Raw genomic sequence first — 25,647 nt, 5'->3', positions numbered from 1 at the left:
ACTCGTCAGCACCTCACATAGCAAGCAGCCCGGCCAATGGCCGGGCTGCTTGTTTATTGTGGCTGCGCTATTGCACTCTGTGGCATCGGCTCGCGCCGGCAGGATTACAACAGTCCCTGACCCAGCCCCCGCAGCCGATCGCTCAGGGTGCCAGCCAGCAGCTGGCGCTGCATCCCCTGCCCCGCCAGCGTCACCAGCAGCGCCCCCAACGTTGGCAGGCCAAGCCAGATGGCCCAGTGGAACTGCCACTGCCCCTCGAACCACCACCACTGCAGGCCAAAGGAGCAGAGCTCCACCACCATGGCGGCACAGAGCCCCGCCAGCGCACCACTGGCCACCAGCTCCCAACGCAGCATCTTTTTCAGCAGTTCGCTGCTGGCCCCCAGGGTGCGCATAAGCAGCAGTTCTCGCCGACGCTGGGCCATGCTGGCCTGGGTCTGGGTCAGCAGCACCAGCAGTGCGGCCACTGTCACCAGCCCCAGCATCAGCGCCAGCGCCCGGCTCACCTGCTCCGATACCTGAGTGAGCCGCGCAATCAGGTCATCCACATCGATAAGACTCACCGTGGGGTGGCGGCGGATCAACTCCACCTCGGCAGAGCGCCCCGCCTCGGGCAATCGGTAACTACCAAGCCAGGTACGGGAGAAGGGTGCCAGCAGATCCTCGGAGAAGATCATGTAGAAGTTGGGGCGCATGTTGTCCCACTTGATGCTGCGCAAACTGGTGACCCTGGCGCCAAAGCTGCGCCCCTCGATGGTAAAGGCGAGCATGTCCCCCAGTTTGATATCGAGCCGCTTGGCCAGCTCGTTATCCACCGACACCTCGCCGGGCCCGGCAAGCCATTTCCCGGCCACCAGCTTATTGTCGATTGGCAGGGTCGCCGTGGTAGTGAAGTTAAGCTCCCGATCGACCCCTTCACGACCACTACTCGCTCCCTCGCCCACCGCCTCACCGGCGATATGAGTCAGCCGGCCACGCACCATGGGATAGAAATCGGAAGTGGTGGCCCCGGCTGCCGCCAGTTCGCTCAGGATCCCCTCCCGCTCGTTCTCGGCCACATTGACCAGAAAACGGTTGGGCGCATCGACGGGAAGACGAGCCGAAAACTCATCCAGCAGATCGACCCGGGCCGCCCAGAGCAAGCCAAACAGCATCAGCGCCAGCGCAAAGCCCGCCAGCTGAAACAGGCCGCTGCTGCGCTCGCGCGACAGGTGGGCCAGCGCCAGCCGCAAGGCATGAGGTCCGCTCACTTTCGTCCCCAGCCGCAACATCAGGGCTGCCAGCAGGGCCAACAGCCCCATCAGCAAGCCCATGCCCCCCACCAGCCCCAGCGCCAGCCGCACATCGGCGGTAAAGCCCCAGACCAGCGCAAACAGCCCGAACAGGCCGACCGGCAGGGCCAGCCAGGGGGGAATACCCGCCTCCAGCTCCCGGCGCAATACCCGCAGCGGCGGCACCTTCAGCAGACGCAAGAAGGGCACAAAAGCGAGCAGCAGGGTGATAAAGAGCGCCACCGCCACCCCCAGCGCAAAGGGACGCCAGGATGGGGGCGGCAGATCCGGCGGCAACAGGTCCCCCAGCAGTTGCAAGGTGATCCACTGCATGACGGTGCCCGCTACCAGACCCAGCAGCGCACCGATCAGCGTCAGCGACAGCAGCAGGGTTCCCATCAGTTGCCAGAGCGAGCGACGTGATGCCCCCAGCGTCTTGAGCAGCGCCACCATATTGGTCTGGCGCTCGGCAAAGTGGCGCACCGCAATCCCCATCGCCAACGCCCCCAGCAACACCCCGCTTAGCGAGGCAAGCCGGAAGAAACGCTCGGCATTGGCCAGCGAGCGACCCACTTGGGATTCGCTGTCATCCGGTTTGATCCACTTCTGTCCGGCCTGCAATTGCGGCAACAACCATTGCTCGTAACGGGCCAGCGATTCCCGCGGCCCCTTGAACAGATAGCGCCACTGCTGGCGGCTGCCGGGGAGCAGAGCACCGGTCGCCTCGATATCGGCACTGTGGATCAGCGCACGCGGCGCCAGCAGGAAGGGGCTGAAGCCCTGATCCGGCTCCTCGCCAAGCAGGCCTGCCACCTTGAGCACCGTATTGCCCACCTCCAGCTCATCCCCCGTTTTGGCCTTGAGCAGCTGCATCACCCGGGCGGAGAGCCAGATCTCGCCGGGAGCCGGGGCGCGGGCAGGTTCCAGAGTGAGCTTGCCGTAGAAGGGAAAACCATCGGGCACGGCCCGAATGGAGGCAAGCTGCAGCGCATCACCGTGAAACAGCATGCTGTTGAAGCTGACGGTGGTCTGCACCGCCAAGCCATCCTGCTTCGCTCGGGCCAGCCAGCCATCCGGCAGGGCGGCCGCGGTGCGCAGCACCCGATCAGCCCCGATAAAGTCGCGGCCCGACGCCTTGAGTCCGGCATCGAGCCGATCCGCCACCAATGCCACACTCAAGACACACGCCACGCTCAGGGCCAGCGCCAGCACAAACCAGCGCAGCTCGCCACTGAAACCTTCCCGGCGCAGCAGTCGCCATCCCAATCGCCACTGCATCATCCCTTGCATCTCCCGCCTGACCCGCAGCTCACCCCGTTACACCACATCATGGGCCACCTCGCGCTCCAGTCTGCCCGCCGTCATGACCACTTGCCGCTGGCAGCGTTCGGCCAGCTGATGATCATGGGTTACCACCACTAGCGTGGTGCCGTGCTTGCGATTGAGTTCAAACAGCAGCTCGATCACCTTCTCGCCGGTCTTGCTGTCGAGGTTGCCGGTCGGCTCGTCCGCCAGCAGCAGACTGGGGCGGGTCATAAAGGCACGAGCGATGGCCACCCGCTGCTGCTCACCGCCTGAGAGCCGTGGCGGCAGATGATGCAACCGCTCGCCAAGCCCGACCGCGGCCAGCAGCTCGCGGGCTCTTGGTTCGCAATCCCGCTCGCCGCGCAGCTCGGCGGGCAGCATCACATTCTCCAGCGCCGTCATGGTCGGGAGCAGCAGGAACGACTGGAACACAAAGCCGATCTGCTCGGCGCGCAATCGGGCCCGCCCCTCCTCATCCAGCTCGCCAAGGGATTTGCCGAGGATCTCGATATCTCCCTGACTCGGCAGATCGAGCCCGGCCAGCAGCCCCAGCAGGGTGGACTTGCCGGAGCCGGAGGCACCGACCAGAGCCACCGTCTCGCCACTATTGACTTGCAGATCGATCCCTTCAAGGATGGTGAGGCTTTCCTGGCCGAGGCGAACCGATTTGCCGAGGCCCTTGACGACAATAATGGGGGTTGAACTCATGCTCTGTATCCTTTGTTCCAATCCCTTGATGACAATCCATAGCGGGAGTTGAATTGATGGTGCGTATTCTATTTGCCTTGTTTGTTGGCCTCGGCAGCCTGCTCTCGTCGGCTCAGGCCCAGACCCTGCTGGTGCTGGGTGACAGTCTGAGCGCCGGCTATCAAATGCAGGCTGAGCAGAGCTGGCCTGCCCTGCTCAACCAGAAATGGCAGGAGGAGGGGGGCAAACACACCCTGCTCAATGCCAGCATCAGCGGTGAAACGACCCAGGGGGCGCTGGCCCGTCTGCCCGCTCTGCTGAAGGAGCACAAGCCGGACTGGCTGCTGATCGAACTGGGGGGCAACGATGGCCTGCGCGGCTTCGCACCGACCATTACCCGCCAAAATCTGGCCAGCATGATCGCGCTCGCCAAGGAGCAGCAGACCCGTGTGGTGTTGACCCAAATCCAGCTGCCCCGCAACTACGGTGCCCGCTATCTGCGCCAGTTCGAACAGATCTTTCCCGAGTTGGCCCAGGCTAACGATCTGCCCCTGCTGCCCTTCTTCATGGATGATATTGCGCTGCGCCCTGAACTTATGATGAACGATGGTATTCATCCCACCCCTGCGGCCCAGCCCAAGATCCGCGACAAGGTAGCCGGTTTTATTGAGCCCCTTATGGAGCCATAAGAAACATCTCCCCCTGTTTAACTCAGCAGCAGGCTGTTCATCAGGGCCCGCAGTTTGAGCGGTTTGACCGGTTTGCTGATGTAGCCATACCCCCGCTCGCGGATCTGCGCCTGCAGCTCGCTCTTGCGATCGGCGCTGATGATGATGCCTCCCAGCTCGTCGCCACACACTCGTTGCAGGGCAGCGAGCGCCTCCAACCCGGTCTTGCCGTCGTCGAGGTGGTAGTCAGAGAGCACCAGTCTCGGCACAAACCCTTGTGCCACCAGCTCCTCGGCTTCGGCCAGATCGACGGCGCAGCGCACCTCGCAGCCCCAACGGCCGAGCAGGGTGCTCATGGCGGTCAGAATGTCCCGCTCGTTGTCGATACAGAGCACGGCTACCCCCTCCAGCTGGCTGTCACGCACCACCGGCGCCGCCAGCTGATGGGCCGTGACCGGCCGGGTCGCCAGATTGAGGGTCACCGCAAAGACCGATCCCTTGCCCGGCCAGCTCTGCAATGTGAGCTGATGACCGAGCACCTGCGAGATGCCGCGGGCGATGGCAAGCCCCAGACCCAGCCCCTGCTCCTTGGCGGTACGGGAGTGATCGAGACGGGAGAACTCGTCAAAAATAGCCTCCTGCTTGTCCTGCGGGATGCCGGGGCCGTTGTCCCACACCTCGATGCGGATCTTCTCCCCCATCCGGCGACAACCGAGCAGCACCCGGCCCCCCGGGTTGTAGCGAAACGCATTGGTGAGGAAGTTCTGCAGCACCCGACGCAGCAGCCGCACATCGCTGTGTACCGCGTGCTTGCTCTCCACCACCGAGAAGTGGATCCCCCCCGCCTGCGCCAACACGCCAAACTCAGCCTTGAGGTTGTCGAGCAGATCGCGCAGGGCAAAGTCGAGCTTCTTGGCTTTGAACTTGCCCGCTTCGAGCCGCGAGATATCGAGCAGATCGGTGATGAGATCCTCGGTCGCCCCCAGCGCATCGTCAATATGGCGGGCGATGCGCGCCTGCTCGCCAGCATCGGGCAACATCTCCAGCAGGGAGGAGGTAAACAGCTTGGCGGCATTGAGGGGCTGGGTCAGATCGTGGCTGACCGCCGCCAGAAAACGGCTCTTGGATTGATTGGCCCGCTCCACCTGCTGGTTCACCAGCAGCAGTTGGCGGTTGAGTTCGGAGAGCTCACGGGTGCGCTCGGCCACCCGCGCCTCCAGATGTTCGTTCGCTTCGCGCAACACCCGCTCCGCATCGCGAAACGGAGTGATGTCGGTAAAGGTCATGACGAAACCACCGGCGGGCATGGGGTTGCCCTGCATCTCGATCACCCGCCCGTCCGGGCGCTCCCGCGCCGAGATATGGGCGCTGCCGCGTTTCATAAAGGCGACGCGCCGCGCCACGTGATCCTCGATATCGCCGGGGCCACAGAGCCCCTGCTGGGCGTTGTAGCGGATGATCTCCTCGATGGGACGCCCTGCCTGAATAAGCCCCGGCGGATAGTGGAACAGCTCGATGTAACGGCGGTTCCAGGCCACCAGCCGAAGCTCCCTGTCCACCACCGAGATCCCCTGCCCGATATGCTCGATCGCCCCCTGCAGCAGGCCGCGGTTGAAACGAAACACGTCGGAGGCCTCATCGACTATGGTGGCGATCTCCTCGAGCTGCATGTTGCGCCCCTGCAGGGCAGAGGCGAGCACCAGCCGTGCCGACGAGGTGCCAAACACCCCCGCCAGCAGCCGCTCGGTGTGGGCAATCAGCTCGGCCGAGGCCTGCATCTGGGGCGCCAGGGTGCCGCCGCGCTCACCGGCGAAGCGACCAAAGGCGCGTTTGACCCGGCTTGAGCCGACAAAGCGGGCCGCCAGCATCTCCAGCTCCTTGACCGAGACCCGCGCCTGATAGAGGGCGGCGGTATCGCGGCTCGGCTTGCCGACAAAGTTGGCAGCCTGCAGCCGCTCGCTCACCGCAGCGCGCGATAGCAAGGAACCGGCCACATAGCCGAGCAGGTTGAAGAGCAGGCTCAGGAAGATGCACCAAGCCCCGAGACTCAGCTCGCGAAACGCGGGCCAGTCCGGCGGCGCCAGCAGCTCGGCCAAGGGCGAGCCCGCCAGCAGCCCGCTCTCCACCAGCAGGGTGACGAACCAGAGGCTCACCCCGAGACTCAACCCAAGATAGACCCCCTTGCGATTGCCATGACGCCAGTAGAGGCCGAGCAGCAGGGCCGGCGCAAACTGGGCCACCGCGCCAAAGGAGAGATAGCCGATGCGCGACAAGCTGGTGAGATCGCCGAGCCAGAGGTAGAGCCCCCAGGCCGCCAGCAAGATCAGCAGGATGGCGCCACGGCGCACCTGCAACAGCAGCCGTACCAGCCGCTCATCGCGCCCCTGCCGCCAGAAGCGGCGCAGCAGCACCGGCAGCACCAGATCATTGCTCACCATGATCGCCAGTGCGATGGTGCAGACGATCACCATACCGGTGGCCGCCGAGGTGCCGCCGAGAAACGCCAGCATCGCCATGCCATCGAACCCGAGGGCCATCGGCAAACTGATCACATAGGTGTCGGAGGCCATGTCGGCCCCCACCCACTGCTTGCCCGCCAGCGCCAGCGGCCAGATAAAGAGCCCCATCACAAACAGGTAGAGCGGGAAGATCCAGCGCGCCCAGTGCAGATCCTGCCCCTGATTGTTCTCCACCACAGTCACATGAAACTGGCGCGGCAGGCAGATGACGGCGCACATCGCCAGCACCGTATAGATGGCAAGCTCCAGCAGGTTGCCGGGGCTCACCGCCACCACCTGCGCAAAGAAGTCGCGGGTCACCTGCTCGTGAGCCTCGCCCGGTTTGCTCAGGATCAGCCAGAGGGCGAAGCCCCCCACCGCGATAAAGGCCAGCAATTTGACGACTGACTCGAAAGCGATGGCCACCACCATCCCCCTGTGGTGCTCGGTGGCATCGAGATGGCGGGTACCGAACAGGATGCTGAACAGCGCCAGCAGCAGAGTGACCCCGAGCGCCAGCTCGCTGGTATTGCTGGTCGGGCTGATGCCGCCGCTGTTGACCATCAGCAGATCCAGCCCGGTGACGATGGCTTTGAGCTGCAACACCAGATAGGGGAGGATCCCCATGATGGCGATGAGGGCGATCACCATGGCGAGCCGCTGGGATTTGCCGTAACGGGCGGCAATAAAGTCGGCGATGGAGGTGATGTGCTCGCGCTTGGCCACCAGAATAAGGCGAGCCAGCAGCCGCCAGCCAAACAGAAAGACCAGCATGGGGCCGAGGTAGATGGGCACTGGCGACCAGGGGGATTCACTCGCCTGACCCACGGTGCCGAAGAAGGTCCAGGAGGTGCAGTAGACTGCCAGCGACAGGCTGTAGAGCAGCGGTTGTCCCTTGAGACGGTGCCGTTTGTGCTTGTCTGCCACGAAGGCGATCAGAAACAGCAGCCCCAGATAGGTGAGCGACAATCCGATCAGCAGCCATCCCTGGTGCATCGATAACTCCTTGTCCATGTTGAGTTTTTGTATACAGCCTCGCCAGTCTAGAGAGGCTGCAGCCAAAAGTCATCCCCTTCGGACAGATTGAAATTATCGTTTTTCAATAAGTTTAGCCTTGACTCTATATCGCAAAACGATAAACACTAGCATCTGTTTATTGATAAACAATAATTTCATGCGCGCACGCTCCATCTTTTTTTTTCTCTTTCAAGCAAGAGGTGAAACGATGAAACACCATACGCTCGGACACATCAGCGACCTGATCGAATGGTGCCTGCTGCTGACCCTGCTGACAGCACCGTTCATGGCCCTAATCTTTCTGTCACATTCCATCTGGAGATAAACGATGAAACACAACAAGCTCGAACGAATGAGCAGCCTGATCGAGTGGGTTCTGCTATTTGCACTGGTGGCCACCCCACTTATGACCGTCATGGGAGCCTGGTCACACCTGTTGGGTGGCAACGACTATCTGCATCAGGAGCTGGTCGATGCCCTGGCAGTGAATGACGGTTCCACACTCAGTAATGTCCCACTGAACATGCCCTCACCAGTAGTGACCACTACGGCCCCCTCGATTGCCGACTACCCCCTCAATGTGGGTACCCGCCTTCTGGCGACCTTGGTCATGCTGCTGCCTGATGTAGTTTTCATGCTCATCCTGTGGCAACTGCTCCAGCTGTTTCGTGGCTATCGATGCGCCATGCTGTTCACCTTCGACCAGATCCGTCGTTACAAAATGATCGGACTGCTGCTGTGTGCCAGTTTCATCGCCGAGATCATCACCACGCCACTGCTGGATATAGCGCTCACTCTGCAAGGCCCTGAACTGCACGGCACCATCAATATCAGCTCCTCAAACTTTCAGTTGCTGCTGGCCGGATTGATCGTCTCGGCGCTGGCACTGGTCATGCGCGAGGCCAAACTGCTGGCCGATGAACAGCAACTGACGGTGTGAGGAACATATGCCCATTATCATCCGCCTCGATGCCCTGCTGGCCGAGCGCAAAATGACCGCCCGCGAGCTGGCCCAGCGCATCGACATCACCGAGGCCAATCTCTCGATCCTCAAGAATGGCCACGCCAAGGCGGTGCGCTTCTCCACTCTGGAGGCCATCTGCCGTGAACTCAATTGCCAGCCCGGCGATCTGCTGGGCTACGAGCAGGAGCACTAACCCCTTATGAGTCGTCATATCACCCTGTTTGCCCTGTGGCTGCTGCCGCTGTGGGCCTGCGCTGGCAATGACGCGAGCGGCCCCCGCTATCTTATCGAGCGGGGCGCCAGCGCCAATGTGCTGCAAGTGCGCCTCACCATGCAGGGCAAGCCCCCTTTTACCCTGCTCCCCGCTCGTCAGTTGCCGGGCAGTGCCACGCCGGTTTCCCCCGCGCTGGTCTGCCTTGCAGACAACCAGCCGGTTGCCCTCAACCAGCCCTTCTCCTGCAAAGAGGTTGGCTGGCAGATCACGCTCACACCGGCTCCGACAGTGGGTGCGGATGCCTCGGCCCAACAGTCGCTTCTGTTCGCTCCCAACCAGTGGCTATTGACCGAATGGGGTAACTTTGTGCGCCAGCAGGGGAGTCGCCAAGGGAAGGTGTGTCTGCCGGATGGCAGCTGCCAACCGTTGCCGGATGTCAACCAGCCACCGCTGATCCTGCCATTTGGTCTGCAAACTGTGCCCGTCACCAAGCCGGATCCGCGGCTGGTGCTGAGCCATGACGAGACCGCCAACCAGCTCGATCTGCCGGCCTTGCAGCAACAACTGAATGAGATCATCGACTATCTGGCCTTTCAGCTCGACGTGGCCCCGCCCACTCACCCGTGGCAACTGGTGTGGCTGGGGCGAGATGTGGCGACCCGCTCCCTTGGCGGCGCAGCCGGGGTTCAGGTGTTTGTCGCCAACTACCCCACCGAGGCTGGCAAACCGACGCCACAGGCCCCCTTGCGCCTGCTGCGCACCTCGGCCCACGAGGCGGTACATATCCTCAGCGCTCGCCGCGCAACTCCACAGCCCACCTGGATCAACGAGAGCCTCGCCGAATACCTTGCCATCAAAGCGCTGCGCCGCTTTCGGCTGCATCAAGTCACGGCGGTCAACGAGCTGGCCGAGCGGGGCAAACTGCTACCCCATAGCGAGAGCGGCCTCTATCGGGCAGCTCGCGAGGTGCTGGCGGGCGATCGCTCCTACTACCCGCTCTTTTACGTCAAGGGGAGCGCCTTCTGGGAAGCGCTGGAGCGGGAGTTGCAGCACAATGACGTGACGCTGGCGCAACTGCTGCCCCAACTGGGCTGGCTGCCGGATGGCCGCTTTGATGCTGCATCCAATGAGCTGCTTGCCGGCACCATCGGCTCGGATACCTGGCGCCGTCTCAGCCGCCTCTATCTTGGCGAGCAGCAGTAGCGCCACAAACCGCACTAACGAAAAAGGGAGAGCCGTGGCTCTCCCTTTTGTTAGGTGAAATAGACAAATATCAGGCTGGAGCACTCTCCTGCGCAGACGGCGCAAAGGGGCGCAGCCGCAGGAAGAAGACCGGCAAGACCACCAGCACCATCAGGAAGAAGATGCCACCGCCGAGAGGCTCGAACAGCACGCCGCAGAGCGCCATCAGGGCCGCCACCGTCATGCCGAGGCCAAGGGCCGCATAGAGCGCCTGAGTCGGGATCAACTGCTCGGCGGGCAGCTGGCGAGTCATGAAACGCACAGCCCCGAGATGACTCATGCCAAAGGTGACCGAGTGGAGCAGTTGCCCCAGCACCAGTACCCACAACTCGGTCGAGGCCCCCAGCAATACCCAACGCACCACACAACCGATGGCACCGGCGATAAAGAGACTCTGGGCGCCAAAGCGTTGCAGGAAACGCTTGTCGGCGGCGAACATGCAGATCTCCGCCACTACCCCGAGCGCCCAGAGATAGCCGATGATGGTGCCGCTATACCCTTGTGCCTTCCAGTAGATGGCGCTGAAACCGTAATAGGCGGCGTGGCTCCCCTGCAGCAGAGCGGTCAGCAGCAGGAAGCGACGCACCGGTGCGCTGCGCAGGGTTGCCAGCAAGGACGCCTTGGCGCGCTCGCCCTGACTATCCTGTGGCGCCGGATAGAGCGGCAGCCAGCTGAGCAGCAGCATCAGCACCAGCCCCGCCACCATGGTGTGCAAAATCCAGTCACTACCGAAGTTGCCCACCAGCGCCCCCACCAGAGTAGAGGCGACGATAAAGGCAAAGGACCCGCATAGCCGCACCTTGCCGTAATCGAGGTGAGCCTGCACCACCATGCGGGTCGCCAGCGCCTCACCCACCGGCATCAGGGTCGGATAGATAAAGTTCGCCAGCAGAGTCAAGCCCACCAGCCACCAGAGGTTATGACTGAGGTAGAAGCCGAGAAACGCCAGTAGACTGAGCAGGGAGAGCAAGCGGGTAACTGGCAGCAGATGCCCTGCCCCCTTGATCTGCCCCATCACCATCAGGTTGCCGGCAAAACGGATCGCCATCCCCGCCCCCAGCAGGAGACCGATCATCTCGGCGCTGACGCCCACCCCCTCCAGCCAGAGCGACCAGAACGGCAAGTAAGCACCGTAGACAAAATAGAAGGCGCCGAAAAAGAGCGCTAACCAGGAAAACGCGGGCATAGATCCTCTGCAACCGGATGACGGGAGCAGAATGATAACCCATCCTCCCCCGCAGATCCCGATGGAAACTCTGCGCAGAAAACGAAAAAAATTCAATAAAATTGAACTATTACCGAAGAGGTGGGGTCTACCTGGTAACACCTCCTCCTGGTTAGTGTTGCAATCCTTCCACCCGCCCACGGCGGGTTTCTTTTTTAGGCAAACATTTGCTCTGCTCCATCGTCACAACATGGCGGCGACAAAAAAGGGGCCGAAGCCCCTTTGATCATCTGCGTCTGTTGTTTGCTCTTTAGAATACGTATTTGACCCGTGCACTCAGGTTGCGGCCCGGTTCAGTCATCATGCTGTTATCGGAGCCCTCGGCACGACCGGCGATGCGCTCGTAGCTGGTGTACTCCTTGTCAAACAGGTTGAAGACCCCGACGTTGAGCTGCAGGTCGGTCATCGGGTTGAACTGGGCGTACATATCCACCACACCCCAACCGGCGCTCTTCACGTAATCCTTGCCTTTGCTGTCTTTACGGACTTTGTCCATGTCGTCAGCAAAGCGCAGCGCGGTGTTGAAGTTCCATTGGGCCTGTTCCAGACGCACACCGACCGAGCCGTTGAGCGGGCTCAGGCTGTTGATGTAGTTGCCATCCCCATCCTTGCCTTCGATGTAGGCGAGGTTGCCCCAGACATTGACGATGTCGTTGAGCCAGTAATCCGCCTTGGCTTCGACCCCTTTGGTGGTCGCCTTGCTCAGGTTCTGGTACTGATAGACAGCGGTGCGCCCCTCTTTGCCCACTTCCACCATCTCGATGAAGTCTTCAAACTTGTTGTAGAAGCTGGCTACTTCATAGCTGAAGCCGTTGCTGCTGCCACGTACACCAAGATCGATGCCGTCGCTGCTCTCCGGATTGAGGTTCGGGTTGGGCTCGATGCGATAGCCGTAAGCCTGATGGTTCAGGGTGGAGAAGGCGCTGTCATACATGGGGGCCTTGAAACCGTGGCTGTACTGGGCGAACAGGTTGGCCGCCTCGTGGGCCTTGAACACCAGACCCAGCTTGGGTGACAACTCCCCTTCGGAGAACTTGTGCAGCTTGTCGCCTGTGTAGGCCGGATCGTTGTCCGGGGTCATCCGGTAGTAGTCATAACGGGCACCCGGGGTCAGCACCCAGCGCTCGCCAAACTTGATCTCGTCAAAGGCCCACAGGGCACTGCGCTCGCTGGTGGTAGCCGGGAAACTCAGCTCGTTGTAGCCGACAAAATCACCGGGAGTCGTCGGCCCCTTGTAACGGGTACGTTCGTTGTCGGTGTGCTCGTATTCAGCCCCCCAGGCCAGTCGGTGGTTGGCGACCGCCTTGTGGAACTGCAGCTGGGCGCCGATGTTCTTCTGATCGAACACGTTGTGATCCAGCGAGTTTTTGGTCACATAGGGGTTGCCGGGGCTGACCGGATACTTGGATGAGGCGTACTGATCCAGCGTCTGCTTGGTGCGGGCGAAGTAAACCTTGCTATCCATCCGATCAGCCCAGCCTTGATTCAGCGCGATGCCGTGATCCAGCACCACAGAGAGGTTGTCGGTCTGCTTGTCGGTGATGGGCTGATCAAAGACACGGGCAGTACCGGTACCGACCTTGTTGAGCTTGACCGCATCCGGCTCCTCGCCATCGGTCAGGTAGTCAACGGTCAGCTTGAGGAACTGCTCATCGGAGAGGTTCCACTTGCTCTTGAGCAGCAGGGCGTGGGTACCGATATCGAAGTCGTTCTTGCTGGAGTCGAAATTCTGGGTCACACCGCCATCGCGCCAGGTGTAGCGCAGCAGGTTCTCCACTTCACCAGTGCGCAAGGCGCCGGTAAAGCCCGCCATCTTCTGGTGGCTGCTGGAGGCGTAACCGCTGGTCACATCCAGATAACTATCCTTGCCCTTGAGGAAGTCGCTGGCATCCTTGGTGGTGATGGCAATCACGCCACCCAGCGCATCGGAGCCGTAGGCGGCAGACGCCGGCCCTTTGGCCACTTCCACCTGCTTGATCATGTCGGTATCAAAGTAGCTCTGACCGACACCGCCCTTGCTGTAGGCATCGTTCTGGCGCACACCGTCGCGCACCACCTTGACCCGGTTTTCACCCATGCCGCGGATGATAAAGGTCTGCGCATCCCCCTGACCGCCGAGCACGGTCACACCGGGTTCGTAGCGGAACAGGTCGGCGACGTTGGTGACGACCTGCTCTTCAATCTGCTTGGCGGTGATCACCGAGATGGGGCCGGAGACATCTTCCAGTTTTTGCTCCATCCGTGAGCCGCTGACGACCACGACTTCATCCGCCTTCTGGGTGGCAGCAAAGACCTGGGAGGAGAGACCAGCCGCCACGGCGAGGGCAACCAGAGAGAGTGCGTTATGATGGGTCACAGCGAATCCTTATTGAGAACTGTTATCAAACAGGCCGCATATTACCCGGCTCTCGACAAAGATCAACAAGAAACGAAATCATTCTCATTTGTTTTGAACCAAATTGGTTTTACACTGTCGCCCTGTGTTGCCCTTATTCTCTATTAGCCCCCGAGATGCACCGGCATCCGGGCATATCAGCCGTGAGATCCCATGATTAGACGACTTCCCCTGCTCGCCCTGCCGCTGCTACTGGCAGCCTGTGCCACCCCAACCCAGCCGACCCAGTCATCACAGTTGCAGACGCTCTATGACTACCGGCTAAGTAGCGAGGGAGACGCAGACCTGACGCTGGAGCAGGCGATCGCGCGCACTGCCGACGCCGACATCATTCTGGTGGGTGAGCTGCACAGCCATCCCGCCGTGCATCTGCTGCAATCGCGCCTGCTGAGCGGGCTCTACACCGCTGGCCAGCAGCACGGGCGGCCATTGGCCCTCTCCATGGAGCAGTTCAGCCGCGCCGATCAGAAGACGCTGGATGCCTATCTGGCGAACCAGATTGGTGAAGCGGCCTTGATCCACGAAGGCAACGCCTGGCCCAACTACCCAAGCGACTACCGCCCATTGGTAGAGTTTGCCAAAGCGCACCAGATGCCGGTGATCGCCGCCAATGCCCCCAAGCCGCTGGTGAGCTGTGTCGGTCAGGAGGGGGCTGAGTGGCTCGACAAACTGCCAGCCGCACGTCGCAGCCAGCTGGCCCGCCAGCTGACGCTGGGGGATGACCCCTATCGCCAGAAATTTATGGCCTCCATGCACCATGGCGATGCCGACAGCAACACCCGCCGCTTCGCCGCCCAGACCAGCTGGGATGACACCATGGCCGAGAGCATGGTGGATTATCTCGCCAAGCACCCGGGTCAGCAGATCATGCATATCGCCGGCAATTTCCACGTCGAGGGGGGGCTTGGACTCGCCAGTCGCATCGCCAGCCGCAATCCTGCCCTCAAGGTGGCGCTGGTCGTGCCCCGCACAGATGAGACCTCTGTTGCAGATCCCGCAGCCGATGTGCAGGTAACCATCATGCCGCTGCCTAAGCGCTGGCAAAACAGTGACGAGATGAAGCAAGATATGGGCGCGCTGCATCAATCCCGCAGTCGTGACTGCAGCCAGTGGCTGCAACCCTAATCTTCCAGGAAACGGCGGGTAAAATATGGATGTGTTACTGATCATCGATGTGCAGCAAGGCTTGTTCAACGAGCCCCGTTACCGCCAGGAGCAGGTGCTGGCCAATATCAACCGGGCTGCGGCACATGTCAGGCAGCAACAGGGACGGGTCATCTATATCCAGCATGACTCGCCCCCCGGTACCGAACTGGAACCGGGCACCCCGGGTTGGCAGTTGCACAGTGCGCTGCAACCGGCCAAGGGGGAGAGCCGGGTGCGCAAAACGGCCTGTGACAGCTTTCTCGATACCGAGCTTGCCTTCCTGCTGGCCGAGCAGCCGGTCGATCGACTCATTCTCTGTGGCTGCGCCACCGATTTTTGCGTCGATACCACGGTGCGCAGTGCCGCCTCCCATGGGTACGAGGTGCTGGTGTTGAGCGATGGTCACACCACCGCCGATCGCCCCCACCTGAGCGCGGCCCAGATCACCGAGCACCATCACTGGATGTGGCGCCACCTCAGCCTGCCGGAGGGGCGCAGTGTCACCCTGCTCACCACCGACGAGCTGCTGGCAGTAACACCCGCCCTGCAGCCGTGCTAATCTGCGAGCCTCGCCTCGTTTCTCACTGGAGTCTGTCGTGCGCCTGTTGTCTGCCACCCTGTTGTTGATTGTTCCCCTGCTGTCGGCCTGCTCCAGCTTGCCCGGCCAGAAGTATGACGGGCCGGAACCCCTGTTTCTGACCCACATCAACGAGGAGGGGAGCAAGCGGTTCACCTTTGAGGCCGCGCCTAACGACACCTTGCCGCGCGGCCTCTCGGCGGCCCAGAGCCAGCGGTTGCTGGAGCAGCGGGAGGCGTTGCAGGAGAACCTGCTGACCGAGACCCTGGCGACCAAGCAGTATTGCCGCCAGGGCTACATCGTACTGAGCCAGACCTCCTGGAAGGTGCGAGGAGAATGCAACGAAACGGCCACCGACGCCGATCGTCGCGCTTTTCCCAACAAGGCCTCCTGGCAGGATTGAACAGGCCGGATGAGATAACGCAATAAAAACGGGCAGCCCAGTGGCTGCCCGTTTTGTTATGACGGCTGTCGTGGTCGACAGGGATCCTCAGACCGGCGCATCGGCCGGGCTGGTGAGCTCGGCACCGTTGTCGATGCGCTTGTGCCCCTCCACCAGATGGACGAAATCCACCAGCTCGTCACCGGAGACCGCGAACGCCTGACCGAAGCCCTTGACGAACAGCCCCTGCTCCGGCTTGAGGCGGAACAGTTTGAAATCCTTGAGGTTGGAGAGACCCTTGATGATCTCGCCAAAACGCCCCTCCAGTGCCGCCACCGCCTTGCTCCAGCGAGCGTCGTCACGGGCCACCACTTCAGCCACCGCATCGAAGGTCAAGCGCTTGCGGGCAAACAGCTCGCGGGCACCGCTCTCATCCTCGATCAGCATCAGGGATACTCGCGGCACCTGTTGCAGGTTGCGGGCGTGGCGGGCGATCTCGGAGATCAGCACATAGTAGCCATCTTCCTGCAGCACGAACGGGGCATAGCTGGCGTTGGGATTGCCTTCGCCATCAACGGTGGCGAGCTGCAGGGTGCGGCAGCTGTCGCGAAACTCGCGGATCTCCGGTTGCAGGCGGTTCTGCAGACGCTCCTGACGTTCACTCATGCTTTGACTTCCTCTTGAGAGTTGTGGCGCAGCGCCATAAAACGGGTGACCTGATCGGCCAGCAACTGGCGTTTCTCGTCGCGACCCAGATAGACCTTGAAAATGCAGCGGCCGGAGTGGCCGAAGAACTGGAAGGAGTGCCCCTCCTTGCCCATGAACAGCTTGCTGACCAGCGCAATCCCCGCCACGTTGTCGAGCTTGAGATGACCATGCAGCTCACCGTCGCGGCCCATCAGGTTGTAGTAACCGCGTGCGTCCTTGCCTTTCGGGAAGGGGGCTTTTACCTCGAAGATGGAACCTTCTGATTCGACGATGGTGGTCACCGGGCCCCAGTCGGCCAGATCTTCCAGCAGACCTTGTGCGCGATCGGCGGGTAGCAGGGTCACCAGCTCGGCGGGCAGATGGCGAACCACCTCCCACTCGCTGATGGCAAGCTGGGCCGCCAGGGTGGACGGATGAGCGCCGGGATCCTGCTCCAGCAGCGCGTGAATGCGTTGTGCAATGCTCATGTTTTCTCCCTTTGCGGGACCATGTTGTCCCGCTGTTTATCATGGCGGCTACTCTAATAAAGCACCGAAACCAATGCAATTGATAATTGCTATCATTATCAGTGCATTTTTTCCAAAGCCTTGATATTCTCGGCGGCACACCCGTTTCATTCACCCCTTCGGAGGTTAGCATGGGCCGTCGTCTTGCCCTCGCCATCACCCTGCTCTGCAGTTCACTCTCTCCCTTCTCTGCCGTTGCCGCCGACGGACAGAAAGAGCGTATCGTCAGTATCGGCCCGGCCACCACAGAACTCATTCTGGCCCTTGGCGGTGAATCGAGCCTGATCGCCACCGATGTCAGCAGCCCCTTGCCAAAAGGGTTGCCCAAGGTGGGTTATCACCGGGCGCTGGCCGCCGAAGGGATCCTGAGCCTCTCCCCCACCCGACTGGTGGGCAGCGACGAGATGGGCCCGGCCCCGACCCTGGATCAGCTGCGCCGTGCCGGGGTCAAGGTGGAGGTGCTGGATACCGCGCCGACCCTCGCCAACCTCAACCAGCGTATCGACACCCTCGCCAACCTGCTGGGCGACAAAGCCGCTGGCGATCGCCTGAAGGCAGAGATCCAGGCTCAGACCGATCAGCTGGCGGCGCAAGCCAAACAGAACAAACCGCTCAAGGTCGCCTTCCTGCTGCTGCACAAGGGGCAACCCACCAGCATCGCCGGAGGGGATACAACCGCCAGCGCGCTGATTTCGCTGGCCGGCGGCATCAATCCGGTCGCCGAGTTGCGCAACTACAAGCCGGTATCCGCCGAATCCCTCATCGAGATGCAGCCCGATCTGGTACTGGTCAGCGGTCGTGACTGGCAGCAATATGCCGACCCGGCCAAGGTGCTGGCAGAAGTGCCCGCCCTGGCCGCCACCCCGGCTGGCAAGCGTAACGCCATTCACGCCATCGACGGCCACGCCCTGCAAGGGGGCCTGAGCCTCAACTCCCTGCAGCAGGCGAACCAGATCGCCCAGTGGATCAAGCAGGGGTCATGATGCGGTTACCCCTCTCCTGGCTGCTGGCCTTTACCACGGCCGCACTGGCACTGTTGCTGCTCGGTTCGCTGGCAACCGGCCCCATGACCCTCACCCTGGGCGAGAGTCTGCGGGCGCTGTTTGCCGGGCAGGAGAGCGGGATAGAGTCGCACAAGCTGCTGATCGTGCAGGAAATTCGCCTGCCTCGTACCCTGCTCTGCATCGCAGTGGGGGGGATTCTCGGGCTCTGTGGCGCCGTGATGCAGGGGCTGTTTCGCAACCCCCTGGCTGACCCCGGCATCATAGGTGTCTCCGGCGGTGCGGCGCTTGGGGCTGCACTCGCCATCGTGCTGCTGGCCCCCCTCGGCCAGCAGCTGCAAGCCACCATAGGGGTTGGTCTGCTGCCGCTGCTCGCCTTTCTCGGCGGCGCGCTCACCACCACCCTGGTCTATCTGCTCGGCACCCGTGAGGGGGGCACCTCGGTCACCGTCATGCTACTGGCCGGGGTCGCCATCACGGCGCTCTCCGGTGCGGTGATCGGCCTGCTCACCTATCTGGCGGACGATCAGATGCTGCGCAACCTGAGCCTGTGGCAGATGGGAACGCTGGCGGCAGGCAAACCGGCCGATGTGGCGCTGGCCCTGCTCACCCTGGCGGCCCTGCTGTGGCTCTTTATGCGCGATGCCAATCCCCTCAATGCCCTGCTGCTGGGTGAAGGGGAGGCTCGTCATCTGGGGGTCAATGTGCAATCCCTCAAACGTCGTCTGATTCTGCTCACCGCCGCAGGCGTCGGGGTGGCGGTGGCGGTATCGGGGATGATCGGCTTCGTCGGGCTGGTAGTGCCCCATCTGGTGCGCCTGCTGGCAGGCCCCAACCATGTCAGGTTGCTGCCGCTCTCGGCCCTGCTTGGCGCCGCCCTGCTGCTGGCGGCCGACATGCTGGCTCGCACCCTGCTGGCCCCGGCCGAGCTGCCGGTGGGCATCATCACCGCCCTGCTCGGCGCTCCATTCTTCATCTGGCTGCTGGTAAAAGGCCGCCGCGCCCTGTGATACGGACTGTTATGCAATCACTCTCATCCTCACACTCCTCCCCCCTGTTGAGCTGCACACGACTCAGCCTGCGCCGTGGCCAGCGCCAGATCCTGGATGGGCTCGATCTTAGTCTCGAGAGCGGCACCCTCACCGCCCTGCTCGGCCCCAACGGGGCGGGCAAGAGCTCGCTGCTCAAGTGCCTGACCGGCGAGCTGGAATATGAGGGTTCCATCACCCTGTTTGGCGCAGATCGCCAGCAGTGGGACAGCAGCCAGCTGGCCCACCGGCTCGGGGTATTGCCGCAAAGCTCCTCCCTCAACTTCCCCTTTCTCTGCGAAGAAGTGGTCGCCATGGGGCGCTTGCCCCACAGTGAACCGGCGGCGCGGCGTGACGAGATAGTAGCGGCGGCCATGACCCATGCCGGGGTCGAGCATCTGGCCAAGCGGCTCTATCCCGGGCTCTCTGGCGGCGAGCGGCAGCGGGTGCAGTTTGCCCGGGTGCTGGCGCAGATCTGGCAGGCCCCCTCTCCGACCGGGCAGGCCGAGCAACCCCGCTTGCTGCTGCTCGACGAGCCCACCTCGGCGCTGGATCTGAAATACCAGCATCAGCTGCTCACCATGGCGCGCGCCCTCGCCAGCCGCAATACTGCGGTGCTGGTGGTGCTGCACGACCTCAATCTGGCGGCGCGCTATGCCGATAGGCTGGTGATGCTGGAGCGGGGAAAACTGATGGCCGATGGCACACCTGCCGAGGTGCTGACCCCCGAGCTGATTGCCCGTCTCTATGACTATCCGGCACAGGTGATCCACCACCCCGAGAGCGGCCTGCCGATGGTGGTGTGACAAATTCAGAGCGCGGTAACGGCAGGAAGTGCGCCATTCATCCCGGAAACTGCAGCGTATACACCGGTTTTTCACACCCCATATCGCCCTGCTAACATTCATCATCGCCAGATATGTGGTGTGAATATCCTCACACTTTGCTCAGGCAAAATCCCCGCAGCATCGCCGTCTACTTATAATGGCGCCGCCTCACAGAAGGCATAACTCATTGATGCTACGGAACAATTACAATGAAAAATATCAACAAGACCCTGCTGGCCTCCGCCATCTCCCTCGGGATGCTGGCAGGCTGCAACAGCGACAACGACTCAAAGGCAGCTGATCCCATGGTTCGTTTTGCCACCTTCAACCTCTCTTTTGACCGCACTGCCGCCGGTATGCTGACCGGTGAGCTGGCGCTGACTCGCACCGAGCAGGATGCCCTGCTGGCCCGCCTCGCCGAAGGGAGCCTGAGCGGCGCCACTGAAACCAAAGCCAAGAACGTGCAGCAGATCCGCAACGTGGCGGAGATCATCCAGCGCACCCGCCCGGATGTGTTCCTGCTCAACGAGTTCGACAACGACGGCAAAGGCGAGAGCACCGCCGATCTGAAAGCCTTCAACGACAACTATCTGGCCCACGCCCAGCACGCCGAAGTGACGGCTATCAGCTATCCGGTGATGCAGAACTTCGCCACCAACACCGGCTTGATGAGTGGTTATGACCTCAATCTGGATGGCAAGGTCAACAGCGGCCCCGACGATGCCTGGGGCTTTGGCAACTACCACGGCCAGTACGCCTTTGCGGTGATGTCCAAATACCCCATCGACACCAAGCAGATCCGCACCTTCCAGAACTTCAAGTGGAAGGATATGCCGGGCGAGCAGAACCCCATCATCGATGACTGCAACAATCCCAAGGTCAAGATCCCGGCCAGCCGCCAGTGTGGTGATGCTTGGTATTCAGACGCAGCCTGGCAGCAGTACCCGCTCTCCTCCAAGAACCACGCCGATGTGCCGGTACGGATCAAGACCGAGAAGGGTGAAGAGGTGATCCACTTCCTGATCTCCCACCCGACCCCGCCAATCTTTGCCAACGCGGCGCGCCACACCGTCAAACACAACCGCGCCGAGATCGCCTTCTGGAACGACTACGTCAAGGGTCTCAACTACATGAGCGATGACAAGGGCACCAAGGGTGGACTGGCCAAAAACGCCAAGTTTGTTATCGCGGGTGATCTCAACGCCGATCCGCTCACCGGTGACGGTGACCTGACCGCCATTCAGGATCTGCTAAACAACCCGCTGATGAATCAAGCCATCACCAATGGCCCCTTGATCCCGGTCAGCGAAGGGGGCCCGGAGTGTGTCAGCAAGGGGACCGACTGCAAACGCAACCTCAATCGTCCCAACCCGGAGCGGATCACCAATAGCAGCGTACTGCAGCTGGATCACGTCATCCCCTCCGCCAACCTCAACGCGGTCAAGAGCGGCGTCTTCTGGCCTGCCAGCTTCGAGGCCGGCTATCACCTGGTCTATGATGCGAAACTCGGCATCGCCAAGGGAGTCAGTTCGGATCACCGCATGGTGTGGGTCGATCTCAAACTCGACTAACTCTGCCATGACCCCGCTGCGGCGGGGTCTTTTATTGGCGATGGGCAGCGAGCGGAGCGCTGCTTATTAATCCACCACTTGGCAGTGAGTTATCCATCCATAGCTCCTCAATGGCCGTTGAATGGGCCTCGCGATCACAGAACCGCCACGCCAATGGTGGTAGCATGCCCGCTCTTGCCATCCGGCCGCACGGCGGTTCCGGTGGCCCTCCCTCCTCCGCTTTCACTTTTTGAGGACGTATCTGATGGAACTGCTTCTGCTTAGTAACGGTAAAGCCAACGAATTTCCGGGTCTGCTCGGCTGGGCCCGAGATCGGGTTCAAAGCCTGCTGGCTCGCAAACAGGTCAAACGCATCCTGCTCATCCCCTACGCGGTGATCCGCAGCGACTGGGATGCCCGTGCCAACGAACTTACCGAGAGCCTCGGGATCGAGACCATCAGCATCCACCACTTCGATGATCCGGTCGAGGCCGTCAATCAGGCCGACGCCATCTTTATCAGCGGCGGCAACACCTGGCGCCTCAACCAGATGTTGCATGAAAACGGCCTGATCGTGCCGATCCAGCGCGCCGTGCGTGAGCGGGGCGTCCCCTATGTGGGCTGGAGCGCAGGTTGCAATGTGGCGACCCCGAGCATCCGCACCACCAACGACATGCCGGTCTGCAACGCCGCCGTGCTGCCCGCGCTGGGCCTGTTCCCGCTGCAGATCAACCCGCACTATCTGGATGCCAGCATCAGCGGCCACATGGGCGAGACCCGCGACGAGCGTCTGGCGGAGTTCTGCGCCATCAACCCGAGCGAATACGTGGTGGCCCTGCGCGAAGCGAGTCTGCTGCAAATCACCGGAGAAAACGGCAGCGAACGTCTGGAGTACTGGAGCGCCCGCGAGCAGGACTTCAAGATCTTCAAACAGGGTCAGGAGCCGCAAGCCTTTATGGACGCCGCCCCGCTGGCCGAGCTGACCCCCTTCAAGGTCGGCTGAGCCACGCAGAGCGCTTCACCACTGGCAGGTGGATGACTAACAAAACCGTAGAAACGACAGAGGGATGGCTCGGTGCCATCCCTCTTTTTTATCTTCATCTTTCAGCTGGTTACAGCCTGATTACTCACCCTGCAGGGTCACCAATACCTTGCGGGCACCGCCATCGATGCGATGCTCGCCAAGCCAGATCCCCTGCCAGGTGCCGAGCGCCAACTGACCATCGCGGATCGGCAGTTGCAGGCTCACCCCGAGCAGGGAGGATTTGATGTGGGCGGGCATGTCATCCGGCCCCTCATAGGTGTGGCGATAGTAAGGGGCATCCTCCGGCGCCAGCCGGTGCAGATGGGCCTCCATATCGCTGCGCACGCTGGGGTCACAATTCTCGTTGAGAGTAAGCGAGGCGGAAGTATGTTGCAGCAGCAGGTGCGCCATGCCAATCCGGTAATCCGCCAGCATCGGCAGCTTGGCCACCAGCTCGTCGGTCACCAGATGAAAGCCCCGCGAACGGGGCTTCAACGTCAGCAGGCAGTGCTGCCACATCAGACGTACTCCATAAAGACGCGGGAGGTGAGTTTGGTGATGAGTTCGTAGGGGATGGTGCCAATCTCATCGGCCACCCTCTCCACCGGCAACCCCTCGCCCCACAGTACCGCCTCGTCGCCGGGCTTGTCGGTCGCGCCCGGGCCCAGATCGACGGTGCTCATATCCATGGAGACACGCCCCACCAGCGGCACGATGCGGCCGTTGACCAGCACGGATGTGCCGTTGGGCGCCATGCGCGGATAACCGTCACCGTAGCCGATGGCGATCACGCCAAGGCGAGTGTCACGATCCGCCACCCAGTTGGCGCCGTAGCCCACCGGCTCGCCCGCCTTGTGATCCCGCACCGCAATCAGCTGGGTCTTCAAGGTCATCACCGGCTGTAGGTCATAATCGGCCGCCACCGTGTTGGGGAACGGGGAGACGCCATAGAGGATGACACCGGGGCGAACCCAGTCGCAGTGGGAGTCTGGCCAGGCCAGAATGCCCGCCGAGTTGGCCATGGCCCGTTCGCCCAGGAGCGGCGCGGTCAACTTGCTGAACAAATCGATCTGTTCGCGGGTAGTGGGCTGCTCCAGCTCATCGGAGCGGCTGAAGTGGGTCATGATGTTGAACGGCTGCACCACGTTCTTGCACTTGCCGAGGCGCTCGATAAAGGCGGGCATCTCGTCGGCACGCACCCCGAGGCGGTGCATGCCGGTGTCGAGCTTGAGCCAGGCCACCACGGGCGCTGGCAGCTCGACCTGCTCCAGCGCTTCGAGCTGCTCCCAGGTGTGAACCGCCGTCTGCAGATTGTTGGCCGCCAGCACCGGCAGATCGTCGGCAGAGAAGAAGCCCTCCAGCAGCACGATGGGTTTGACCACGGCGCAGGAGCGCAGCATCAGCGCCTCTTCGATACGGGCCACCGCATAGGCATCCGCATCCACCAGGGTGCGGGCGACCGGCAGCAGTCCGTGGCCATAGGCGTTGGCCTTGACCACAGCGATGATCTTGCAAGCAGGGGCGTGGCGCTTGACCACGGCGAGGTTGTGGCGCAAGGCCGCAGTATTGATTTGGGCAGTAGCCGCTTTCATGGTTTTCCCTTACGAGGGCACAAATGGTCTCCCCCTCATCGGGCCGAAGACCGCCACTCACTTATCGTCGTCGAAGGCCGGACCGGCATAATTGTCGAACCGGGAAAACAGGCCCTGAGCGGCAGCCAATGACTGGCTATCGATCAGGGCAGTCGTGGTAATGGCAAAACCGCCATCACCTTGGGTTTACATCAATAATCGTCGTCAAACGCCGGACCGGCGTAGTTGTCGAACCGGGAGAACTGACCCTGGAAGGTGAGGCGCACACGGCCGATAGGGCCGTTACGCTGCTTGCCGATGATAATCTCGGCAATCCCCTTGTCCGGGCTGTCATCGTGATAAACCTCATCACGATAGATAAACATGATCAAATCCGCATCCTGCTCGATGGAGCCCGATTCACGAAGGTCCGAGTTGACCGGGCGCTTGTCGGCCCGCTGTTCCAGGCTTCGGTTCAGCTGGGAGAGCGCCACCACCGGGCACTGCAGCTCTTTCGCCAAGGCCTTGAGGGAGCGGGAGATCTCGCCGATCTCCAGGGTCCGGTTATCGGAGAGCGCCGGCACCCGCATCAGCTGCAGGTAGTCCACCATGATCATGGATAGGCCGCCATGCTCGCGCGCCACCCGACGGGCACGGGAGCGCACATCGGTCGGGGTGAGGCCTGAGGCATCATCGATATACATCTTGCCCTTCTCCAGCAGCAATCCCATGGTGGAGGAGAGGCGCGCCCAATCCTCGTCATCGAGCTGACCGGTACGCACCTTGGTCTGGTCGATGCGACCGACCGAGGCGAGCATACGCATGATGATCTGCTCGGAGGGCATCTCCAGCGAGAAGATAAGCACCGGCTTGTCGGCGGTGAGGGCCGCGTGCTCGCAGAGGTTCATGGCAAAGGTGGTCTTGCCCATGGAGGGACGGGCCGCCACGATGATCAAGTCCGAACGCTGCAAACCGGCGGTCATCTTGTCCAGATCGTTGTAACCGCTCGATACCCCGGTCACCCCGTTGTGGGGGGTCTTGAACAACTCTTCAATCTTGTCGACGGTCTGCTCGAGGATGAGCTTCAGGGGCTGGGGCCCCTCGTTGGCGCTGGTGCGCTGCTCGGCAATCTTGAATACCTTGCTCTCGGCAAGATCCAGCAGATCGCCGGAGGTACGGCCCTGTGGCTCGTAGCCTGCTTCGACTATCTCGTTGGCGACCGAGATCATCTCCCGTACGACCGCCCGCTCACGCACGATTTCGGCGTAGGCGTTGATGTTGGCAGCACTCGGGGTGTTCTTGGCGATCTCCACCAGATAGGCGAAGCCGCCCGCCTCTTCCAGCTGTTCGGAGCGCTCCAGCTCCTCCTGCAGGGTGATGAGGTCGATGGGGTTGCCCGCGTTGGAGAGGCGGGTCATGGCCTGGAAGATCAACCGGTGCGGACGGCTGTAGAAATCCTGATCGATCACCCGTTCGGCAACCCGATCCCAGGCATCATTATCCAGCATCAGGCCACCCAGTACGGACTGTTCGGCCTCAAAAGAGTGGGGAGGAACTTTCAGCTGTTGTGTCTTGGCGTCTTTTTTCGCCGTCACTTGCTCTGCCATACACATAAAAACCGCAGCGGGAAGGGGACGGGAATTTTACAAAAGAAAGCCAACTACGGCGAGCCCTATCTGGCGGCTCATACCATCATAAAGGGCCAAACCAGAGTCAGCTCTACCTTGACCATTTTGATTTTGCTTCGCATTTTGCGCTCCTTGCGACTCAATCTTCTGCTTTTCATCCGGTTTACTCCTCTTGTTTGACGCCGCATCGCGGCTACCTCGTTCATGAATAAT

The 25,647-nt window shown here is 61.7% G+C and carries 22 protein-coding genes; 12 read left to right on the top strand and 10 right to left on the bottom strand.

All coding sequences use genetic code 11. From position 1 onward, the window contains the following. Positions 1-104 precede the first annotated feature (104 nt). Positions 105-2,552, bottom strand: coding sequence for an ABC transporter permease (locus tag G5221_RS07115; RefSeq protein WP_216975673.1), 2,448 nt, complete (start codon positions 2,550-2,552; stop codon positions 105-107). A 36-nt stretch (positions 2,553-2,588) separates the two neighbouring features. Next, positions 2,589-3,284 carry an ABC transporter ATP-binding protein gene (locus G5221_RS07110; RefSeq protein WP_005354178.1) on the bottom strand — a complete coding sequence of 232 codons (696 nt, stop codon included), beginning with the start codon at positions 3,282-3,284 and terminating at the stop codon, positions 2,589-2,591. A 56-nt stretch (positions 3,285-3,340) separates the two neighbouring features. On the opposite strand from G5221_RS07110, the gene G5221_RS07105 reads away from it, so the two are divergent. Then, positions 3,341-3,952, top strand: coding sequence for an arylesterase (locus G5221_RS07105; protein ID WP_227342045.1), 612 nt, complete (start codon positions 3,341-3,343; stop codon positions 3,950-3,952). A 17-nt stretch (positions 3,953-3,969) separates the two neighbouring features. Here G5221_RS07105 and G5221_RS07100 read toward each other — a convergent pair whose 3' ends face one another. Beyond that, complete coding sequence (locus tag G5221_RS07100) at positions 3,970-7,425, bottom strand: PAS domain-containing hybrid sensor histidine kinase/response regulator (protein ID WP_266134369.1); 3,456 nt, start codon at positions 7,423-7,425, stop codon at positions 3,970-3,972. Positions 7,426-7,774: 349 nt separating this feature from the next. Here G5221_RS07100 and G5221_RS07095 point away from each other — a divergent pair, with 349 nt between their 5' ends. From G5221_RS07095 to G5221_RS07085, 3 genes are read left to right on the top strand one after another with little or no spacing between them, the layout of a single operon-like run. Next, complete coding sequence (locus G5221_RS07095) at positions 7,775-8,386, top strand: DUF2975 domain-containing protein (RefSeq protein WP_266134370.1); 612 nt, start codon at positions 7,775-7,777, stop codon at positions 8,384-8,386. A gap of 7 nt (positions 8,387-8,393) precedes the next feature. Next, the gene (locus G5221_RS07090) at positions 8,394-8,603 is read left to right on the top strand and encodes a helix-turn-helix domain-containing protein (protein WP_201949611.1); all 210 of its coding nucleotides are present in this window, start codon (positions 8,394-8,396) and stop codon (positions 8,601-8,603) included. 6 nt (positions 8,604-8,609) lie between these two features. After that, positions 8,610-9,827 carry a hypothetical protein gene (locus tag G5221_RS07085; protein WP_266134371.1) on the top strand — a complete coding sequence of 406 codons (1,218 nt, stop codon included), beginning with the start codon at positions 8,610-8,612 and terminating at the stop codon, positions 9,825-9,827. Between the two features lie 70 nt (positions 9,828-9,897). On the opposite strand, the gene G5221_RS07080 is transcribed toward G5221_RS07085, so the two are convergent. Together G5221_RS07080 and G5221_RS07075 are read right to left on the bottom strand one after the other, a co-directional pair. Next, positions 9,898-11,052 carry a 3-phenylpropionate MFS transporter gene (locus G5221_RS07080; RefSeq protein ID WP_005362507.1) on the bottom strand — a complete coding sequence of 385 codons (1,155 nt, stop codon included), beginning with the start codon at positions 11,050-11,052 and terminating at the stop codon, positions 9,898-9,900. 289 nt (positions 11,053-11,341) lie between these two features. Next, positions 11,342-13,447 carry a TonB-dependent hemoglobin/transferrin/lactoferrin family receptor gene (locus G5221_RS07075; protein ID WP_266134372.1) on the bottom strand — a complete coding sequence of 702 codons (2,106 nt, stop codon included), beginning with the start codon at positions 13,445-13,447 and terminating at the stop codon, positions 11,342-11,344. 192 nt (positions 13,448-13,639) lie between these two features. Between G5221_RS07075 and G5221_RS07070 the strand changes: the two genes are divergently transcribed. From G5221_RS07070 to G5221_RS07060, 3 genes are read left to right on the top strand one after another with little or no spacing between them, the layout of a single operon-like run. Beyond that, a complete protein-coding gene (locus G5221_RS07070; RefSeq protein WP_266134373.1) occupies positions 13,640-14,611 on the top strand; it encodes a ChaN family lipoprotein in 972 nt (323 codons plus the stop codon). 25 nt (positions 14,612-14,636) lie between these two features. Then, on the top strand, positions 14,637-15,191 hold the full coding sequence (locus tag G5221_RS07065; protein ID WP_005348211.1) for a cysteine hydrolase family protein: 555 nt from the start codon (positions 14,637-14,639) through the stop codon (positions 15,189-15,191). Between the two features lie 37 nt (positions 15,192-15,228). Next, on the top strand, positions 15,229-15,612 hold the full coding sequence (locus G5221_RS07060) for a hypothetical protein (RefSeq protein ID WP_005335256.1): 384 nt from the start codon (positions 15,229-15,231) through the stop codon (positions 15,610-15,612). Between the two features lie 87 nt (positions 15,613-15,699). On the opposite strand, the gene hutZ is transcribed toward G5221_RS07060, so the two are convergent. Both hutZ and hutX read right to left on the bottom strand, forming a co-directional pair. Then, positions 15,700-16,257, bottom strand: coding sequence for a heme utilization protein HutZ (gene hutZ, locus G5221_RS07055; protein WP_005335257.1), 558 nt, complete (start codon positions 16,255-16,257; stop codon positions 15,700-15,702). Continuing rightward, complete coding sequence (hutX, locus tag G5221_RS07050) at positions 16,254-16,766, bottom strand: heme utilization cystosolic carrier protein HutX (RefSeq protein WP_005362516.1); 513 nt, start codon at positions 16,764-16,766, stop codon at positions 16,254-16,256. Before hutX ends, hutZ begins: the two co-directional genes overlap by 4 nt. 170 nt (positions 16,767-16,936) lie before the next feature. On the opposite strand from hutX, the gene G5221_RS07045 reads away from it, so the two are divergent. The 5 genes from G5221_RS07045 to pepE all read left to right on the top strand — a co-directional run bounded on the left by G5221_RS07045 (position 16,937) and on the right by pepE (position 22,214). Then, a complete protein-coding gene (locus G5221_RS07045) occupies positions 16,937-17,788 on the top strand; it encodes a heme/hemin ABC transporter substrate-binding protein (protein WP_263084524.1) in 852 nt (283 codons plus the stop codon). Next, entirely contained in the window at positions 17,785-18,816 is a 1,032-nt protein-coding gene (locus G5221_RS07040) for a FecCD family ABC transporter permease (RefSeq protein WP_005335261.1), read from the top strand. The genes G5221_RS07045 and G5221_RS07040 overlap by 4 nt, the downstream gene beginning before the upstream one ends. A gap of 11 nt (positions 18,817-18,827) precedes the next feature. After that, positions 18,828-19,640, top strand: coding sequence for a heme ABC transporter ATP-binding protein (locus G5221_RS07035; RefSeq protein ID WP_266134374.1), 813 nt, complete (start codon positions 18,828-18,830; stop codon positions 19,638-19,640). A 230-nt stretch (positions 19,641-19,870) separates the two neighbouring features. After that, entirely contained in the window at positions 19,871-21,232 is a 1,362-nt protein-coding gene (locus G5221_RS07030; protein ID WP_266134375.1) for an endonuclease/exonuclease/phosphatase family protein, read from the top strand. A gap of 244 nt (positions 21,233-21,476) precedes the next feature. Then, a complete protein-coding gene (gene pepE, locus G5221_RS07025; RefSeq protein WP_421263021.1) occupies positions 21,477-22,214 on the top strand; it encodes a dipeptidase PepE in 738 nt (245 codons plus the stop codon). A 120-nt stretch (positions 22,215-22,334) separates the two neighbouring features. Here the strand turns inward: pepE and G5221_RS07020 are convergent, their stop codons facing one another. From G5221_RS07020 to dnaB, 3 genes are all read right to left on the bottom strand, one after another. Then, entirely contained in the window at positions 22,335-22,754 is a 420-nt protein-coding gene (locus tag G5221_RS07020) for a secondary thiamine-phosphate synthase enzyme YjbQ (protein ID WP_421263020.1), read from the bottom strand. Continuing rightward, on the bottom strand, positions 22,754-23,827 hold the full coding sequence (alr, locus tag G5221_RS07015; RefSeq protein ID WP_158111346.1) for an alanine racemase: 1,074 nt from the start codon (positions 23,825-23,827) through the stop codon (positions 22,754-22,756). The genes G5221_RS07020 and alr overlap by 1 nt, the downstream gene beginning before the upstream one ends. A 191-nt stretch (positions 23,828-24,018) precedes the next feature. Further along, complete coding sequence (gene dnaB / locus G5221_RS07010) at positions 24,019-25,413, bottom strand: replicative DNA helicase (protein WP_026035132.1); 1,395 nt, start codon at positions 25,411-25,413, stop codon at positions 24,019-24,021. Positions 25,414-25,647 lie beyond the last annotated feature (234 nt).

Source organism: Aeromonas sp. 602200 (assembly GCF_049173895.1).
Classification (GTDB): Bacteria; Pseudomonadota; Gammaproteobacteria; order Enterobacterales; family Aeromonadaceae; genus Aeromonas; species Aeromonas veronii_A.
This window is presented reverse-complemented; position numbering and strand designations above follow the sequence as displayed.

Bases quoted from the DNA above. Each gene is read 5' to 3' on its own strand.
- G5221_RS07115 (WP_216975673.1), bottom strand. From the start codon at position 2,552: ATGATGCAGTGGCGATTGGGATGGCGACTGCTGCGCCGGGAAGGTTTC.
- G5221_RS07110 (WP_005354178.1), bottom strand. From the start codon at position 3,284: ATGAGTTCAACCCCCATTATTGTCGTCAAGGGCCTCGGCAAATCGGTT.
- G5221_RS07105 (WP_227342045.1), top strand. From the start codon at position 3,341: ATGGTGCGTATTCTATTTGCCTTGTTTGTTGGCCTCGGCAGCCTGCTC.
- G5221_RS07100 (WP_266134369.1), bottom strand. From the start codon at position 7,425: ATGCACCAGGGATGGCTGCTGATCGGATTGTCGCTCACCTATCTGGGG.
- G5221_RS07095 (WP_266134370.1), top strand. From the start codon at position 7,775: ATGAAACACAACAAGCTCGAACGAATGAGCAGCCTGATCGAGTGGGTT.
- G5221_RS07090 (WP_201949611.1), top strand. From the start codon at position 8,394: ATGCCCATTATCATCCGCCTCGATGCCCTGCTGGCCGAGCGCAAAATG.
- G5221_RS07085 (WP_266134371.1), top strand. From the start codon at position 8,610: ATGAGTCGTCATATCACCCTGTTTGCCCTGTGGCTGCTGCCGCTGTGG.
- G5221_RS07080 (WP_005362507.1), bottom strand. From the start codon at position 11,052: ATGCCCGCGTTTTCCTGGTTAGCGCTCTTTTTCGGCGCCTTCTATTTT.
- G5221_RS07070 (WP_266134373.1), top strand. From the start codon at position 13,640: ATGATTAGACGACTTCCCCTGCTCGCCCTGCCGCTGCTACTGGCAGCC.
- G5221_RS07065 (WP_005348211.1), top strand. From the start codon at position 14,637: ATGGATGTGTTACTGATCATCGATGTGCAGCAAGGCTTGTTCAACGAG.
- hutZ (WP_005335257.1), bottom strand. From the start codon at position 16,257: ATGAGTGAACGTCAGGAGCGTCTGCAGAACCGCCTGCAACCGGAGATC.
- hutX (WP_005362516.1), bottom strand. From the start codon at position 16,766: ATGAGCATTGCACAACGCATTCACGCGCTGCTGGAGCAGGATCCCGGC.
- G5221_RS07045 (WP_263084524.1), top strand. From the start codon at position 16,937: ATGGGCCGTCGTCTTGCCCTCGCCATCACCCTGCTCTGCAGTTCACTC.
- G5221_RS07040 (WP_005335261.1), top strand. From the start codon at position 17,785: ATGATGCGGTTACCCCTCTCCTGGCTGCTGGCCTTTACCACGGCCGCA.
- G5221_RS07035 (WP_266134374.1), top strand. From the start codon at position 18,828: ATGCAATCACTCTCATCCTCACACTCCTCCCCCCTGTTGAGCTGCACA.
- G5221_RS07030 (WP_266134375.1), top strand. From the start codon at position 19,871: ATGAAAAATATCAACAAGACCCTGCTGGCCTCCGCCATCTCCCTCGGG.
- pepE (WP_421263021.1), top strand. From the start codon at position 21,477: ATGGAACTGCTTCTGCTTAGTAACGGTAAAGCCAACGAATTTCCGGGT.
- G5221_RS07020 (WP_421263020.1), bottom strand. From the start codon at position 22,754: ATGTGGCAGCACTGCCTGCTGACGTTGAAGCCCCGTTCGCGGGGCTTT.
- alr (WP_158111346.1), bottom strand. From the start codon at position 23,827: ATGAAAGCGGCTACTGCCCAAATCAATACTGCGGCCTTGCGCCACAAC.
- dnaB (WP_026035132.1), bottom strand. From the start codon at position 25,413: ATGGCAGAGCAAGTGACGGCGAAAAAAGACGCCAAGACACAACAGCTG.